The organism is Pseudobacter sp. (assembly GCF_051955275.1).
Lineage (GTDB): Bacteria > Bacteroidota > Bacteroidia > Chitinophagales > Chitinophagaceae > Pseudobacter.
Genome location: NZ_JBQCGW010000171.1, coordinates 1 through 16,894 on the forward strand (window position 1 = coordinate 1; position 16,894 = coordinate 16,894).

The following is a 16,894-nucleotide window of genomic DNA, read 5'->3' on the forward strand; positions in this document are numbered from 1 at the left end:
TCGGCCGGGTACCGGGTTTGAACGTGCAGCAAACATCAGGTAATTCTGCTGCGCCCATGCGGGTTACTATCAGGGGGATAAATACCATCAATCCCAATGCCATTACTGATCCCTTGTATGTGATAGATGGCATTCCCTTTACTACCCTCAATGCTTCACCTACAACAGGAACGCTGCCCATCTCAATGGGAGCTGTACAGGGGGGATTACCCAATGTACGTGGAGAAAATCCTTTGTTAAGCATAAACCCGAGGGATGTTGAAAGTATCAGCGTACTGAAAGATGCAGATGCCACAGCTATCTACGGTTCAAGAGGCGCCAACGGCGTGATATTGATCACCACTAAAAGACCCAAATCCGGTCCAACCAGCTTCAATTTCTCGATCAGCCAGGGTACTACGATGAACACCAGGTATCCAAAATTACTGAACACCCAGGAGTACCTGGCAATGAGGAGAGAAGCATTCCGTAACGACGGGATCATTCCGGACCAGGGAAATGCACCTGACCTGATGCGCTGGGATACCACAAAATATACTGACTGGCAACGATTGTTCGTTGGCACCGGATCTGAGACTACCGTGAATGCCCGGGTTACCGGCGGCATCAATCAAACCAATTATTCCATTTCAGCCAGTTATACCACCATTAAAGAACTCATGAACAATGGTGCAAAAAATCACCGGGGCACTTTATTTTCCAGTTTCAATCATGCCAGCAGTAATCAGAAATTCGGATTCAGTCTCGGCAACAGTATCTCATTTACCGAAGTGAACGCCGCCCTACTGGGAGACCTTGGCGATACCGAACCCAATGCACCGGATATTTACAATGAAAAAGGCGAATTCAATTTTGAACCATATAGAACTCAGAATGGAAGCACTTACCCATTCTCGAACCTGAAAAAGCCCAGCGAAAGCAACACGTTTGTCCTCAACAATAATATGAACGTAAGATACGAGATCATAAGAGGATTGACCATTTCAACAAATGCCGGCTACTCATTCACTCACAATACGAATGCAAATTATTCACCCGAAGCCGCCAATGACCCGGTTTTTGTTGGCTTCTCATCGGCAGTATTTGGAGAGTCTGCCAGCAAGAGCTGGACGGTTGAACCTCAGCTCAGGTACAATACTCTGATCGGCAAAGGAAACCTTACCCTTCAACTGATCGGCAATATGCAATACATAAATACAAGGGGTGAAACTATCCAGTCTCAGCGCTTCCCCAATGATGCATTGATGAAAAGCTATAACAATGCCTTACAGAATATATTCACGGAAGGGGTCCGCGAGCGTAAAACCGTTTCAGGAGTTGCCATCATCAGGTATGCATGGGACAATAAATATGTGCTCAACATCAACGCAAGAAGAGATGGATCTTCTCAGTTTGGACCTGGCAAGCAATTCGGGAACTTTGCATCAGCGGGGCTTGCATGGATCGCTTCTGATGAAAAATGGCTCCGGAAAATTATGCCAGGCTGGTTCAGTTTTCTGAAATTCAGAGGCAGTTATGGTACTACAGGTTCGGATCAGGTTGGCGATTATGAATATCTGAGTCGCTGGTCCAAATCAGTTTCCATCCGTGACACAAGATCCCTGTATAAATACAATGGACTTGAAGCCTTTCATGTGATAAGACCACTTAACCAGCAATTTCAGTGGGAGTCTACCATCCAGTCTGAGTTGGGCATGTCTGTGGCCTTTCTTGAAAACAGGATATCGCTGGAGATGGCTGTTTACCGCAAGGTCACCGATAATCAGCTGACTGACCTGCCAACGCCTGTTCTGACTGGCTTTCCTGATGTAACTGCCAATTCAGAGGCAAAGGTGGCTAATACCGGTTTCGAAGTCAGTCTGTCTGCCATGCTTATCAACAGTAAGGATTGGGGGCTGAGTGCCAGTTTCCAGATGAGCAGGAACACCAATAAGCTGATCGCATTTCCTAACCTCGAAAGATCTTCTTCCCGTGAAAGGCTGAGGGTAGGAGAATCGCTCACCACCCAATATGTGTTGAAATATACAGGAATCGATCCCCTTACCGGAAATGCCACCTATGAAGACAGGAATAAAGATGGGGTAATTACTACGGGTAGTGGAAACTTTCCATCATCGGATATTGATGACCGCTATATTTCAATCGATGCCAGTGTTCCGGGATTCACCGGTGGATTTAATATCAATTTCAATTACAAAAGCCTGTCAGTATCCTCCAGTTTCATGGTAGTTAATACGCGCATGTCTAATCCATACCTGACGGTTGTTCCGGGAGGGCCTGTGAATATCAGTATTCCGGATGAAATAAAGTATAACCACTGGCAAAAGCCCGGAGATCAGGCAAAATATCCTAGGTACTCCACAAGTTCATCCAATGTACTCAAAGCTTCCGATGCCAGCTATGTGAATGCATCCTATGTAAGGATGACCAACCTGGCTGTCGAATATAAATTCCCAGCAAAATGGATCAGTAAGATCAGGATGAAGGATGCGAGTTTTTCGATCCAGACCCAGAATCTGTTCACCATCACGTCATCCAGTTGGCTCAACCCGGATCTTTCGTCAGGCATTTTTGTGACGCCAATCCCCAGAACGATCAACACTTCACTCTCCATTAATTTCTAATACCAGGAATATGCGATATACAATTTTTTCCCCCATCATATATGCTTCCATCTGCATACTCTCCCTTACCGGGTGCAGTAAACTACTGGAGATAGGCCCACCGATCAATTCCATCACCACCGAGGAGCTTTTTGTTACCAATAAGCAGGCTGAATGGGCCATTGCAGGGATCTATTCAAAAATGATCAATGGAACTGAATACTCGGCCAGCGCAGTTACGCAGATCGGCAACAATAATTTTGCAGCAGGGCTCTCAACAATTCTCGGCAGCCTTTCTGCAGATGATCTGTTCATGGCCGGTGGCCAGGTTATAGGCACTGACTTTTTTGCCTCACAGAATAATCTGTCTCTTACAAACAGTTCAAAAGCTGATAATCTGTGGAAATCGGCATATCGAACGATCTATGATGCCAATGCTGTAATAGAAGGGATCGGGGCATCCACTTCGTCATCGCTTTCTGACAGCGTAAGAAAACAATTGACTGCAGAAGCGCTGGTGCTTCGCGCCTTCAGCTATTTCTACCTGGTTAACTTTTATGGAGATGTACCCCTGGCACTCAGTGCAGCATTTCAGCAAACGGCCAGCCTTCCCAGGTCCCCGGTTGCGAAAGTATATGATCAGATCAAATCAGACCTGGTGAAAGCAAAAGCTGCACTCACAGCGGATTTTGCAATCGGCAATAATGAAAGGGTGAGAGTGAATAAATGGTTTGCAGAAGCCTTGCTGGCGCGGGTGTACCTTTATACCGGAGATTACCAGGCTGCCATCAGCAGCGCCAGCGCAGTGATCGGTCACACTGCTCTATTTGGTGTGGAAACTGACATCAGTAAAGTTTTTCTTCCCAATAGCAAGGAAGCGATCTTTCAATTGAAACCCACCACGGAAGAGGCCCGCATCCTGAACCAAACACCTGAAAGCAGGCAGCTGTATAATGTGCCCGCTGCCAATGGATCCTACTTTCCCACTTACGGGATCACTCCCCAATTAGCCAACGCATTTGAAGCCAATGACCAGCGGAAGAATATATGGATGTTGGCAGTGCCTTCAGGTTTTATTCCCGTAAAATACAGGAACGGCGCACCAGGACAGTACTATACAGTAATGAGAATGGCTGAACTCCATCTCATCAGGGCAGAGGCCACCATGTTGTTGACACCGGCTGCAAAGAGCACGGCCATCGAAGACCTGAACATATTGAGAAGAAGGGCAGGGGTAGATGAGCTGAACGATCAGTTGTCGGCCGGACAGGTGATCGAAGCCATTGCGCATGAAAGGAGGACTGAATTATTCACAGAATGGGGGCACCGCTGGTTTGATCTGAAAAGGACAGGAAAAGCAGAAGAGATATTGAGCGCAATTCCCTACAAACAACCCTGGCAGGGAAACTACCAGCTGCTGTATCCTATTCCTGCCGGAGAAATAATCAACAACAACAACCTGGTCCAAAACCCGGAATATAATTCCCGCTAAACCGCATAAAACTACTTTATGAACATCATCAATACCGGAGCAATCCGTAATATAAATTTCCGAAGCAGGCTATTGTCCGCTATTACAATATTTTTGTTGCTGATAGTTTTAAATGCCTGCGATAAAGCTAAACTGTATGATGCAAACCCGGCCACGGTACAGCCATTCAATTTGCTGAATGATGGCGTGGTACTGCGTGCAAACCTGTCCGGAAAACATCCGATCCAGTACAGCACGGCACTCACTCTGTATAACAAATCATTCAACCTGCGCAGTAATATATTCCTGAAAATATTTCCGCAAAAGATCGATCTGTATGCACAGCCTGACACCATGCCGCATGACCGGCCGGTGGTCAGCGCGGATCTACAGCTTGAAACAGGAAAGATCTACTCCATGTTCATTTATGAGGAAAAATCAGCAGCAGCGTACACTGTCAACGAGGATAAATTCCCTGACATTGGAATGAACGACAGCCTTACACTTATCCGGTTCGCCAACTTCAGTGAAGGCCAGGCTCTCAGTGTGAACATTAAAGGGCAGGCTCCCGGATCTTATATCCAGTTATTACCTTTCAAATCTGTCACTGAATTTGCAGCGCTGAAAGTAGGGCGTTCGGTTGCAGATTATCAATTTGAAATAAGAGACTACGCAAGCGGGGACCTGCTTACTACCTATACCACCACTAATATTGGGACTACAAATATTTCCTTATGGATGTATATCCCTAATACCCTTGTTTTTACGGGCCGTCCTTCAGGCACAGGTACCAATCAACAAAAAATAGTGCTGATGAAACACAGGTAGGGAAAGGGTTCCTTGCATTCAATAAAACATTTACTGTATACATATGACTAACGTCTTAAAAGTGGAGAATCTCTCCCACAGGTATTCTAATGCCTGGGCTATCCGTGATATCAATTTCGAGATCAACCAACCCGGGGTCATTGGGTTGCTCGGCTCCAACGGAGCAGGCAAATCAACCACCATGAATATCATTTGTGGAGTATTGAATCAAACGGAAGGAAAAGTGATCATCAATGGCATCGATAAAAGCGAAAATCCCAGGCTGGCAAAAAAGCAACTGGGTTTCTTACCACAAGCACCTCCATTGTACACAGACTTCACCGTGGATGAATATCTGACCTATACTGCAGAGCTGCGCTTTATTGAAAAAGATAAAATTAAGAGATCGGTGGCTGAAGTGATGGACAGAACAGGGATCAGCCATTTCAGTTCACGGCTTATTAAAAACCTGTCAGGTGGTTACAAACAGCGCGTTGGCATTGCGCAGGCCATCATACATAAACCCAGCATTGTGATCCTGGATGAACCAACCAATGGATTAGATCCCAACCAGATCATCGAAGCCAGAAAACTGATCAAAGAAATTGCACAGGACCATACGATACTGTTGTCATCTCACGTACTGTCCGAGATCAATCTGTTGTGCCGCGATATCATTATGATAGAAGCTGGAAGGATGGTGTTCTCTGATTCCATGGAGAGTTTCAATAACTATATCCAGCCAGCTTCCCTGCTTGTAAAAATGGATAATCCACCGCAGGCAACTGAATTAATGAAGGTCCCCGGTGTTACAAAAGTGGAATTCATCACAGATAAGCAGTGCAGGATCTTTTTCAGCAGGGAAACCGGCATCAGCGAAGCCATCATCGCAGCCAGTATGCAACACAACTGGAAGCTGCAGGAGATCAACCTTGAAAAGTCTGTACTGGACGATGTATTCAAACAATTGTCTCAACAATCTTAATCCTGCCAAATAATATGAAAATCATTTTCAAGATAGCCCGTGCGGAACTGAGAACATTGTTCTATTCGCCTATTGCCTGGCTGGTGCTCATCCTGTTCTTTACAGCAGGCTCAGGGATCTTCGCATTTGTGATGGAGAAGTTTGCAGTTGTGCAGGATGTGTCGATAGAGGCGAACCCTTCGTGGAACGGATTTGAATCAGGCATTGGAACGATCGTATCCACGGGCATCCTGAGCGTGCTGAAATTATATCTCTACCTGTTCATTCCCTTACTTACTATGGGAGTGATCAGCCGGGAAGTGAACAATGGCACCATCAGGTTATTGTATTCTTCTCCTATCAATACCAGGGAGATCGTGATCGGCAAATACCTGGGGCTGATGCTTTACAATTGTATCCTGTTATCGGTGATCGCCATTCAATTGTTGTCTGTCAGCCTGAGTGTAAAGCATCCCGAGATCAATGTGAATTTCTCCATCCTGCTGGGAATTTTTCTGATGATGGCCACGTATTCCGCCATCGGCTTGTTCATCTCCTGCCTTACCAATTACCAGATCGTTGCAGCGGTGATCACTTTTGCCGTTCTGTTTGTGCTGGAGAATGTTTCATCCCTCTGGCAACAGTACGATCTGATCCGGGATATCACTTTTGCTCTCTCCATCTCCGGAAAGACTGATCTGATGTTAGGCGGATTGATCACCAGCAGGGAAGTACTTTACTTCCTGTCACTTATCCTGCTGTTTGTTGGTGCTGCCATGATAAAATTGCGCAGCACGCAGGAATCAAAAAGATGGACCGTACCGGCTTCAAGGTATAGCCTGCTGGCGCTGCTTGTGATCACTATCGGTTATGTCAGCTCCAGGCCCCGTTATATAGCTTATGCTGATACAACAAGAGATAAGATCAATACACTGCACCCTGTGATCCGGGAGGTGTTGAAGGAGCTCGACGGATCACCGCTGACTGTTACGCTTTACACCAATCTCTTTGATGGAAGAGGCAGACACGGCCTTCCTCAGAACAGGAACAAATACATGAAAGACCTCTGGGAGCCGTTTATCAGGTTCTACCCCAATATCCGGTTCGAATATGAATATTATTACGATGTGCGTGAAGGGGATAGTTCTCTTTTACGCAGTTTCCCCGGCAAATCGCTGGAAGAAATTGCAGAGATCCAGGCAGAGATCTTAGGTATCCGCTCCTCTCTTTTCATGGGACCGGAGGAGATCAGGAAAAAGATCGACCTCAGTGCGGAAGACAAGATCCTGGTAATGCAATTGGAATATAATGGGAAGAAGACTTTTCTGAGAACTTTCAGCAGTCCATTATGGCCTCCACCCAATGTTGTAGCTGCTTCCATCAACAGGCTGACCCGGAATAAAGAGGAACGCGTGTCATTTGTAACAGGACACTATGAAAGGAGTCCGGTCAATCATACAGAAAGGGAATTCATGTTCCATACAAATCTGAAGAAAACCAAACGTTCACTGATCAACAACGGTGTGGATACGGATACTATTTCACTGGCAACAGGAGAAGTGCCAAAGAACATCGACCTGCTTGTAGTGGCTGACCCCAAATCTGCTTACAGCCCAACTGAACAGCAGGCACTCATCAATTATCTGGATAAAGGTGGTAACGCGCTCATCTTTACTGAACCTGGTAAGCAGCATATCCTGGCTCCTGTGTTGAAAGAAATTGGCGTTTACCCGGATGATGGCATCATTGTTCGTCCCAATAAAAATGAAATGCCACATATCTTCATCAATGGCCTGAACCGGGCTGGTAATTTTCTTGCGAAGGAGCCGCAAATGGAGATGTACCAGATCCATGGTACCGGCGGTGGCAGGGTGCACAACGAGGGTATGTTGAATCTCAGTTACAGGGAAATAAATGGCTTCAGGGCAGAGCCGGTGATCACCAAACGGGGTGATGCAAATACCTGGATAGAAACAGGTGTGATGAAAGTGGATTCCGCCCCTCCCGTGTACACTACTGCTGATGGAGATGTACAGAAAGCAGAATATGTAATAGCACTGAAGCTCACCAGGAAGATCAATAACAAGGAACAACGGATCATCGTTGCAGGCGATGCTGATTTCATGAGCGAATACAGAATGCGCCGCATTTCTATCGACCTCGCTTTTTACAGCTGGACGTTGTACAATAAGTATCCATATTATGCAAACTTCCCGGTGCCGGAAGACAGGTTCCTGAAATTGACACCTGCCTCAGCAGCGTTGCTGTTCAAGATATATGTTTACCTGGTACCGTCACTACTGCTGCTGACAGCTATTGTACTGCTCGTTCGCAGAAAAAGAAAATAATAAAATCATAAACTGTTCAAACAATGTTCCTCCAAACGGATGACCAGACAATAGAAGATCTCAGGCTGTTTGCCAAAAGAGAACGCAATGGGATCTATGATATCTACAATAATGCTGCAACAAGGGGAGGAGAATTGCTGTTAGAAAAAATGTTCAGGCAACCCTTGTCCGATCAGGATGCCATTACAAAAAGAGCGGCAGTGATTGCAGCATTCGCGAAAGCGGGAACTGGTTTCCCTTTTGAATCATCCCAGCTTGACAGTGTTGAAAAATACATGAGTTATGATGAAGATGCCGGCAAAGGGCAAAAACCGGTAATGGGAGAGAAAGAGGTGAGCAGTGGTGTAACTGCCTTTATCGGGTTGTTCCATTCTGTAAGATCCTTTGTAGAACAGGGTGCCATCCTGCACATAGAAGAGTTGGAAAAGGAGCGGTCTGAAATGCTGGTACTGCTGCAGCATCCTGCGCTGGAACCGGTGCTCAGAGAACAGTCCGGGAACCGCCTTTCTTATGGCGCGGTAACAGCTTTCGATATTCTCATCCGTGTAAAGGAAAGAGAGAAAGTAATGGCTGTACTGAGTTTCATATACCTGATGGATGTATACATTTCAGTAGCGCGGGTTGCCACCAACAGAAATTTCGTTTTTCCGGTGGCGCATCCCAGGGCCAGCAATATCCTGAAAGTGCAGGGTGTGTACCATCCGGAATTGAAAAAACCAGTGGCCAATGACCTGTTCATGCATGCAGACCGATCAGTGGTATTTCTTACAGGGGCCAATATGGCGGGAAAGTCCACTTTTCTGCGCGCCTTCAGCACGGCAGTTTACATCGCACATATGGGATTTCCTGTGGCGGCCAGGTCGCTGGAGTTTTCGGTGATGGATGGGATCTACACCACCATCAACCTGCCGGATAATTTAGGGATCGGCGCCAGTCATTTCTATGCTGAAGTATTGCGTGTAAAAAAGATGGCTACTGAATTGGGTGCCGGTAAATCTTTATTTGTACTCTTTGATGAATTGTTCAGGGGAACCAATGTAAAGGATGCGCATGAAGGTACTGTGGCTGTCACGCATGCCTTTGCCGGTAAGAAAACCAGCCTCTTCCTCATCTCATCCCATATTGTAGAAGCAGGCGATGAATTAAAACAAAAAACCAATATTGGATTTTACTACCTGCCTACCCGCATGAATGGCACTTCGCCCGAATATCCTTATACGCTCGAAGAAGGAATTACCGATGATCGTCATGGTATGATCATCATCCGCAATGAAGGTATTCTGGAAACTTTGAAAAACGGGAAGAAAGTATAAACCGCAGGGTGTAACAGTCGCTCGCGTCCCCGCGAGTGACTTCTATTGCGTCGCCTCCGGCGACACGGTATTCGCCAGAGGCGAACAAATATAAGTAACTCGCCAGAGGCGGGCACACTCTGATAAAAAAATAAACTATGAGTTTCATTATAGACAGGCAGTCCCAGGAAGAGCTGAACCTGATGGGTAAGTTCAGGCAGGGCTCCGTTTATTCGCTCTTCAACCTGGTAAAAACAAGATCCGGAGAACAGTTGCTGGACCAGCTTTTCAAGATGCCGCTGATGGACGAAAAGCTGATCAACCAGCGCGCTGCCGTTTTTCAGTTTTTCCAGCAGCAGAAACTGCAATTCCCATTTGATCCGCAGCAAGTGCAGTTAATGCAGGAATACGTGGATGCTGCCGGAGATAAAGGACCATTGTATACCCTGATAAATATCCTGGTGAAAAAAACTTTATCAGGTCTCACCCGCGATGAACGGTACAAGGCCCTCATTCAGGGATTGCAGGCGAGCATCGTTTGCCTTCAAAAATGCCAGGGCATTGTTGAATTGCTGTACCAGCAGCAAGGGCCCTACAGGCAACGCGCAGCTGAAATAAAATCGATCCTCGATAATCCGAAGATGAAGGCATTGACAGATACGGATATCTATTCTGGCATCTCTGTAAAAAAAATTGCCGGGTCCGATCATCTGCTGAAAAATAAATTCATTCAGCAGGTCAGAACCGTATTGCAATTCATAGCGGAACTGGATGTGAACATTTGCGTGGGAAATGTGGCGGCTTCCGGCCAATTCACCTGGGCTACAGCATTGCCCAGGCAATCCAATATGTTGAAGGCAACAGATCTCAGGCACCCGTGCATCAGTGGAGCTATCGGCAATGATATTTCCATGCAACAGCACAGCAACGTGATCTTCCTGACCGGAGCCAATATGGCCGGAAAGTCTACCTGGATGAAAACGATCGGTATCTCCATGTACCTCGCGCACATCGGTTTTCCCATAGCAGCGGCCAGCATGGAATTTTCTGTCAGGGAAGGCATTTATTCCAGTATCAACGTGGCGGATAATATTGCGCTGGGGTATAGTCATTTCTATGCAGAAGTGGTGCGCGTAAAGAATGCTGCGGATGCTACAGCCACTGGCAGGCATCTGTTGCTGATGTTTGATGAGTTGTTCAAAGGAACGAATGTGAAAGATGCTTATGATGGCACCCTGGCCGTGACTGAAGCATTTGCTGAATACCAGAACTGCCTGTTCATCGTGTCTACGCATATCATTGAAGTAGGAGAGGCGTTGAAGAGCAGAAAGAATATCAGTTTCCACTTTATGCCAACTGTTTTGGTGCAGGGGGGTCCCAGGTATACTTACCGCCTGAAGGAAGGCATCACGGAAGACAGGCAGGGCATGATGATCATCAGGAATGAAGGTATCCTTGAATTGATAGGACATTGAGCCATCACTGCCTGGAGCATACACAACAATCTTTCTAATTATCGTTAACAAGATCTGTAATGAGAATAATTTTCAAAATAGCGGGAGCAGAGCTGAAAACCCTGTTCTACGCTCCGATAGCCTGGATAACACTTGTAGTGTACTTTGTTATTGCCGCCACAAGGTTCATGACGGAACTTGTAGACAGGGCCAGGGGGCAGGAATTATTTTTGAAGAACAGTAATGTGATCATTGATTCTGAATCATCGCTCACCTATCTCATGGTGCAGGGATCCCTGACAAATGCCATGCTTTACATTTTCATATTTGTACCGTTGCTTACCATGGGTACTATCAACCGGGAAGAGCAGTCGGGAACTATGAAACTGCTGAGGTCATCACCCGTGCGCATCACGGAAATTGTGCTGGGAAAATATCTTGGCCTGATCCTGTTCAATCTTGTGCTGATGTCTTCTTTGGCACTGATCTTTTTCACAAGTTATTTCACCGTTGATAATGCTGAACTTTATTGGTATTTCTCCATGCTGTTCGGGTTGATACTTTATTCAAGCTGTCTGATGGCAATAGGCTTTTTCGTTTCAAGCCTCACCAACTACCAGGTAGTGGCAGGGATCGCAACTTTTCTGCTTTTCAGTTTCCTGAATCTGATGGGAAACATCGGGCAACAATATGACTTTATCAGGGATATCACCTGGTTCCTTTCCCCGGGAGGCAGAACAGGCAGCATTATACAGGGACTTATCACTACCAGGGATGTATGTTATTTCCTGCTCATCATCCTCCTCTTCCTCGGGCTTACTGCCATCAGGCTGAAAAGCAAGCAGGAATCAAGATCCTGGAAGGTGACCTTTTACAGGAACTCAATGCTGATTGTGGTGATACTGACACTCGGTTATCTAACTTCCAGACCGGGATATATTGGTTACCTGGATGTAACGAAGGATAAAATAAATACCCTTGACAGCGCAACACAGTCTGCGCTCAAAGAACTGGATGGGTCGCCTGTGACAGCCACCCTGTATACAAATCTGCTGGGAAACAAAGCGGAATATGGGTTTCCCAGATCAAGAAATCAATACATATGGGATTTTTGGGACCGGTATGTACGCTTCTATCCGAACATCAAATGGAAATATGTGTACTATTACGATATCAGGGAAGGCGATAGTTCACTGTACAGGTCGTACCCAAACAGAGACATACATTACATCGCCCGGCAAACGGCAAAACTGAACAATGTTGATCTGAATGATTTTCTGAAGCCCGGAGAAGTAAATAAACTGGCAGACCTTTCCGGTGAGCAAGATCTGCGTACCGTGATAGAGCTGGAATACAAAGGCAAGAAAACGCTCGCACGATTTACGGATGGCGGTCAGGATCCCTGGCCAAAGCAACCGCCGATGTCCGGAAGTTTCAGAAGACTGACGAGGAGCAACACGCCAAAGGTATTTTTCACTACAGGGCATTACGAACGCAGTCCCTGGAGATTTGGTGAAAGAGAGTTTGGTGCACATGCCAACGCACAGACATCAGCCGCATCCATTGTGAATAATGGCATGGATGCTGATACCCTCTCTTTGCTGCACCGGGATATTCCTGCACACACCAGTGTTCTTGTTGTAGCAGACCCCAGATCAAAACTTGATACCACTGAACAGCAAAAGATACTCCGTTACCTGGAGAACGGAGGAAATGCATTCTTCTATGCAGAACCAGGCAAACAACAAATGCTGAACCCGGTGCTGAATAAACTGGGAGTGAACCTGAACAATGGGATCCTCGTAAGTCCGGGACCACACCGGGAAGCCCATAAGTATGATCTCCCGTTAAATGATACAGGAAATTATATGGCCAGGGAGAAACGCATGCAAAAGTTTCAAAAAACAGGCAGAGATCGGGCTGGTGCTTCGTTTTCGGGTATAACTACTATCAGCTCACAGGAAACGGGTGGCTTTAAGATCGAGCCCATCCTGACCATGACAGGCAATCCTGAAACCTGGATAGAGAACGGCGTGTATGTGGCAGATTCTGCAGCACCCATCAACTTGCCGGCGGAAGGGGACATACAGCAGCAGGAATACGTCCTGGGTGTAAGGCTTTCCCGGAATTTCAATAATAAAGTTCAACGGATCGTGATCATGGGCGATGCCGATTTCATGTCGCCCAGATATTTAACAGGGGGAGCTGTCGGACTGGGCCTTTACAGTTGGCTCGTGAATAATGAATACCCTGTTTATACGGAGTGGATAAAAGTGAATGACAATAAACTGACGATTGGAAAAGATACTGCGAAAGTATTGAACTATGTTTATTTGTATGGCATTCCAGGTTTGTTGTTACTGGCCGGTACAATCATTCTGATACGAAGAAAGAGAAAGTAAGCCCGGAAAACTTAAATAGTAAAAGGTGTCCCTGTAATTCAGAGACACCTTTTACTATTTGTTTTGTTGCCTGTCAGTTGAAGATATACCTCAGACCAATCTGCAGTCCCCATGTGCTGGTAGTGGTCATATTAGCTTTGTAAGCGGCAGCGGGTGCGGCCGGATCGAAAGTGAATTTCGGAGTGGCCGGGTTGTAACCTTCGTTGCCGGTATTGTTCGAAGGCGTGCTTCCATTGATCCTGGTTGGAATGCCCACAATACCCATGTCCTGGAAGGTACCGAATGTATACTGGTAACGGTATCCCCAGTTGCTGTTGATCAGGTTCAGCGCATTGAGGATATCAAAACTCAGCTGAAGGGTATGCTTTTTAGTACCGCTTCTCACAATGAAATCCTGCAGGATGCGTACATCCAGTGAATGGTACCATGGCAGCAGGGCTCCGTATTTCTCGATCACCTGTCCTTTGTGCTTGCGCAGGTATTTATCATTTTCTATGAAGGCGAAGAACGCATCGCTCTGCTGTTTGGCAGTATAGGTTTTACCCCCTGCAATGAATCCTTCCACGAATGTGATCTCAGAAGGGCTTTTAGGAATATAGAGCATGTCGTTCGTCTGACCATCGCCGTTGATATCGGCGCCATAACGGAAGCTGTAACGCTCCTGTGGCTGACCAGAATAGAAGAAACCAAAAGTGGTGGCGGTAGGCGCACCGAAAAGATAGTATTCAGCCCTGTAAGAACCGTGTGCTACGATGCGGTGTGGTACTGCATAGTTGCTCTGACCAAGCTCAGGGATGTTGGGGTTGATAGAGATATTGTTGGTTGCCCATCCGCTGCCTGACTGGTCGGAGCTGCCGATGGCCACTTCCTGTGCCAGTGTGTAGGTATAAGCCAGACCTGCTTCCCAGTGTTTGCTGAAGGTTTTATTCACTCCTGCAGTGAGCGTAAGGCTGTAGCCTTTATTGGTATTATCGAGCACGATCATCTGGTTGACCTGTGAGTTGAGTCTTGATGCAAAGAACGGACGTGGAACCGCCATTGCCACTGTATTTGTTTGCTCTCCCAGGTTGGCGTTGCGGAAATACACGTTGTTCACGAATTTAGTGAACAACCCTTCCAGTGTGAACGTGTAATTGTTGGCAAACTTCTTGTCGATCGCCAGGTTCGTTCTCCATACCTGTGGCATTTTGAAATCCTTCGCAACGGCTGTGTAAGAAGAACCGTTTGGAATGGTTGCGCCTACAGCAGGAGGATTTGCCGGAATGTATTTTGTTCTGTCGGTATTATAAGTAATACCGGGAAGATCACTGCTGGTTGCCTGGTAGATAGCGCGGATCACACCATTATCACCCACCTGGTTAACCAGCCAGATGAAAGGTATGCGGCCGGTGAACAATCCGGTACCACCACGAACGATGGTCTGCTTGTCGCCATCCACATCATAATTGAATCCAACACGGGGTGAGATCAGCATTTTAGCGTCAGGCCATTTGCTTACGTCGAATGATTCGGGCGAGCGGGAATTGTCTTTGAAAACAACTGATTCCAGCGCGGGGTTCCGTGGAGGATCATATGGATAAGAAGGCAGATCGAAACGAACGCCGTAAGTGAGTTTGAACCTGTTTGAAACGGTCCACTGATCCTGTGCATAAAAGCCCCACTGGGCAAAGGTTGCTTCAGGTACCTTGATCCCTAAACGGTTATTGGGATCATAAGCCACTGCAAACACAACAGGGGCGGCCTTTGCCATAAAATCAGCCAGTGAAGCGTAGCGGTAGTAAGAAGGCCCACCCGCACTGGTGAAAGAGTTGGCAAATTTCAGGTACTCATAGCTTACACCTGCCGTAACAGTGTGCTTGCCGAGGTTGAAAGTAACGTTGTCCGCGATATTGAGCGCCTTATCGGAGATCTCGTTCCTGTAAGAGAAGAGGTCTGTACCGAATGAAATATACACGTTGTTCTGGTCACCTGCACGCATGATATCCACGAAGGAAGCCGTGGAATTAGGCACACGTTTCAGTTGGTTATCTGTATAGGAAGCGATCAGCTGGTTTGACACTACGTTGCTGAAATTGGAGTTCAGTTCCATTACACCGGACCATATTTTCACATTGTTCTTGAAATTGGATCCGTTGTAAGCCATACCGCCGGTGGTGCCACCTCTGCGGCTGTTATTGATACGCTGAGCGGAAACGCCGGTAACGCTGGAGGAGTTGATCTGGTCATCATCATCCGTATTGGACTGAGAATAACGCAGGCTGAGACGATGTTTATTGGTGATGTTCCAGTCGATACGCGCCAGGAGTTTCTTGTTCTCTGTTTTGAAGTCGTAACCCTGGTAAATACCTGGATCATAACCATATTCCTTGCCCAGGAATTCTCTGAGTGTTTTCAGGTCTGATTCCAGTACTGAATTCACGTTGGGACCTGCATCTGTGGTAGATGTTTTAGCCACGAATGTTTGACCAGGCTGCGTTCTGTCTTCCATTTCATAGTTAACGAAGAAGAACAGTTTGTCTTTGATGATCGGGCCGCCGATACTTGCTCCGAATGTTTTATTGGTGCGATCAGGGTTGTCAACCTTCTGGTCCAGCACTTTTCTGCCGGTGAAGTTCTGGTTGCGGTAATAGCCATAAACTGTTCCGTACCAGTTGTTAGTACCTCTTCTGGTAACGGCGTTGATGCCTGAACCGATGAAGCCGGCCTGGCGAACGTCGAAGGGGGCGATATTCACCTGCACCTGGTCAACGGCATCGATGGAGATGGCTGATACGGCGCCGCCGGGGATCATACCGTCTCCGCTTCTTCCGAAGTTGTTATTGAAGAGGGAGCCGTCGATGGTGATATTGTTGTACCGTTTGTTCATCCCTGCAAATCCGTTGTCGTTCGACTGTGGCGTAATGCGGGTGAGGTTGGTAAGGTTGCGCGAAATATTCGGCAGGTTCTGTACTGCCCGGTTGCTGATATTGGTGGAAGCGCCTGTTTTTTCAGTAGCGCCTCTTCTTGCAGCCGACACGGTCACTACCTGCAGTTCTGAATTGCCGGCCTGGAGAGTGGTCTGCAGATCGAATTTTTCACCCAGCGGGATATTGATATCATCGCGGGTGAAATCAGCATAACCGATATAAGAAACTTTTACATTGTAAGGGCCTCCGGGAGGGATATTGTTGATGTCGAACCTGCCACCGGTACGGGTAGCTACATTGAATACGGCGCCACTGGGAACGTGCCGCAGGGTGATGGTGGCGCCAACAAGCGCTTCACCTTTTTCATTCTTTACTGAGCCGGACATACTACTGGTTGTAACCTGGGCCATCGTTTCAAGGCCCGCTGACAATAGTAACAGGGTTAAAAGAAAGAGCGTAATTCTTCTCATACTATATCGTGTTTAATAGTTGGCAACAAAGAAACTATTCTGGCATTACCATTTTGGTAAGCAATACGTTATCTTATGATTAATTCAGGCTATATGTACATCGGACTGTACATGAATGAACATAGAATTGCTGCTACTGAACAGATTGGCAAACCGTGTTAGTTCCTTAACCATTTC

At 46.7% G+C, this 16,894-nt stretch carries 9 protein-coding genes; 8 read left to right on the forward strand and 1 reads right to left on the reverse strand.

The features are described from left to right. The 8 genes from ACTHMC_RS14330 to ACTHMC_RS14365 all read left to right on the forward strand — a co-directional run. On the forward strand, positions 1–2,624 hold a 2,624-nt coding region (locus tag ACTHMC_RS14330; RefSeq protein WP_440413990.1), incomplete at its 5' end, for a SusC/RagA family TonB-linked outer membrane protein. A gap of 10 nt (positions 2,625–2,634) precedes the next feature. Continuing rightward, a complete protein-coding gene (locus ACTHMC_RS14335) occupies positions 2,635–4,095 on the forward strand; it encodes a RagB/SusD family nutrient uptake outer membrane protein (protein ID WP_440413992.1) in 1,461 nt (486 codons plus the stop codon). A gap of 18 nt (positions 4,096–4,113) precedes the next feature. After that, entirely contained in the window at positions 4,114–4,902 is a 789-nt protein-coding gene (locus ACTHMC_RS14340; protein WP_440413993.1) for a hypothetical protein, read from the forward strand. Between the two features lie 43 nt (positions 4,903–4,945). Further along, positions 4,946–5,866 (forward strand): ABC transporter ATP-binding protein, encoded by a 921-nt coding sequence (locus ACTHMC_RS14345; protein ID WP_440413995.1) that lies wholly within the window; start codon positions 4,946–4,948, stop codon positions 5,864–5,866. A 14-nt stretch (positions 5,867–5,880) separates the two neighbouring features. After that, a complete protein-coding gene (locus ACTHMC_RS14350) occupies positions 5,881–8,193 on the forward strand; it encodes a Gldg family protein (protein ID WP_440413996.1) in 2,313 nt (770 codons plus the stop codon). A 23-nt stretch (positions 8,194–8,216) separates the two neighbouring features. Further along, on the forward strand, positions 8,217–9,506 hold the full coding sequence (locus tag ACTHMC_RS14355; RefSeq protein WP_440413997.1) for a MutS-related protein: 1,290 nt from the start codon (positions 8,217–8,219) through the stop codon (positions 9,504–9,506). Positions 9,507–9,643: 137 nt separating this feature from the next. Further along, positions 9,644–10,960 (forward strand): MutS-related protein, encoded by a 1,317-nt coding sequence (locus ACTHMC_RS14360; protein WP_440413998.1) that lies wholly within the window; start codon positions 9,644–9,646, stop codon positions 10,958–10,960. Positions 10,961–11,019: 59 nt separating this feature from the next. After that, a complete protein-coding gene (locus tag ACTHMC_RS14365; protein WP_440413999.1) occupies positions 11,020–13,341 on the forward strand; it encodes a Gldg family protein in 2,322 nt (773 codons plus the stop codon). Positions 13,342–13,414: 73 nt separating this feature from the next. On the opposite strand, the gene ACTHMC_RS14370 is transcribed toward ACTHMC_RS14365, so the two are convergent. Next, positions 13,415–16,717, reverse strand: coding sequence for a TonB-dependent receptor (locus tag ACTHMC_RS14370; RefSeq protein ID WP_440414001.1), 3,303 nt, complete (start codon positions 16,715–16,717; stop codon positions 13,415–13,417). Between the last annotated feature and the right edge of the window lie 177 nt (positions 16,718–16,894).

Coding starts and splice junctions, on each gene's coding strand:
- ACTHMC_RS14350 (WP_440413996.1), top strand. CDS start 5,881: ATGAAAATCATTTTCAAGATAGCCCGTGCGGAACTGAGAACATTGTTC.
- ACTHMC_RS14335 (WP_440413992.1), top strand. CDS start 2,635: ATGCGATATACAATTTTTTCCCCCATCATATATGCTTCCATCTGCATA.
- ACTHMC_RS14365 (WP_440413999.1), top strand. CDS start 11,020: ATGAGAATAATTTTCAAAATAGCGGGAGCAGAGCTGAAAACCCTGTTC.
- ACTHMC_RS14370 (WP_440414001.1), bottom strand. CDS start 16,717: ATGAGAAGAATTACGCTCTTTCTTTTAACCCTGTTACTATTGTCAGCG.
- ACTHMC_RS14360 (WP_440413998.1), top strand. CDS start 9,644: ATGAGTTTCATTATAGACAGGCAGTCCCAGGAAGAGCTGAACCTGATG.
- ACTHMC_RS14345 (WP_440413995.1), top strand. CDS start 4,946: ATGACTAACGTCTTAAAAGTGGAGAATCTCTCCCACAGGTATTCTAAT.
- ACTHMC_RS14355 (WP_440413997.1), top strand. CDS start 8,217: ATGTTCCTCCAAACGGATGACCAGACAATAGAAGATCTCAGGCTGTTT.
- ACTHMC_RS14340 (WP_440413993.1), top strand. CDS start 4,114: ATGAACATCATCAATACCGGAGCAATCCGTAATATAAATTTCCGAAGC.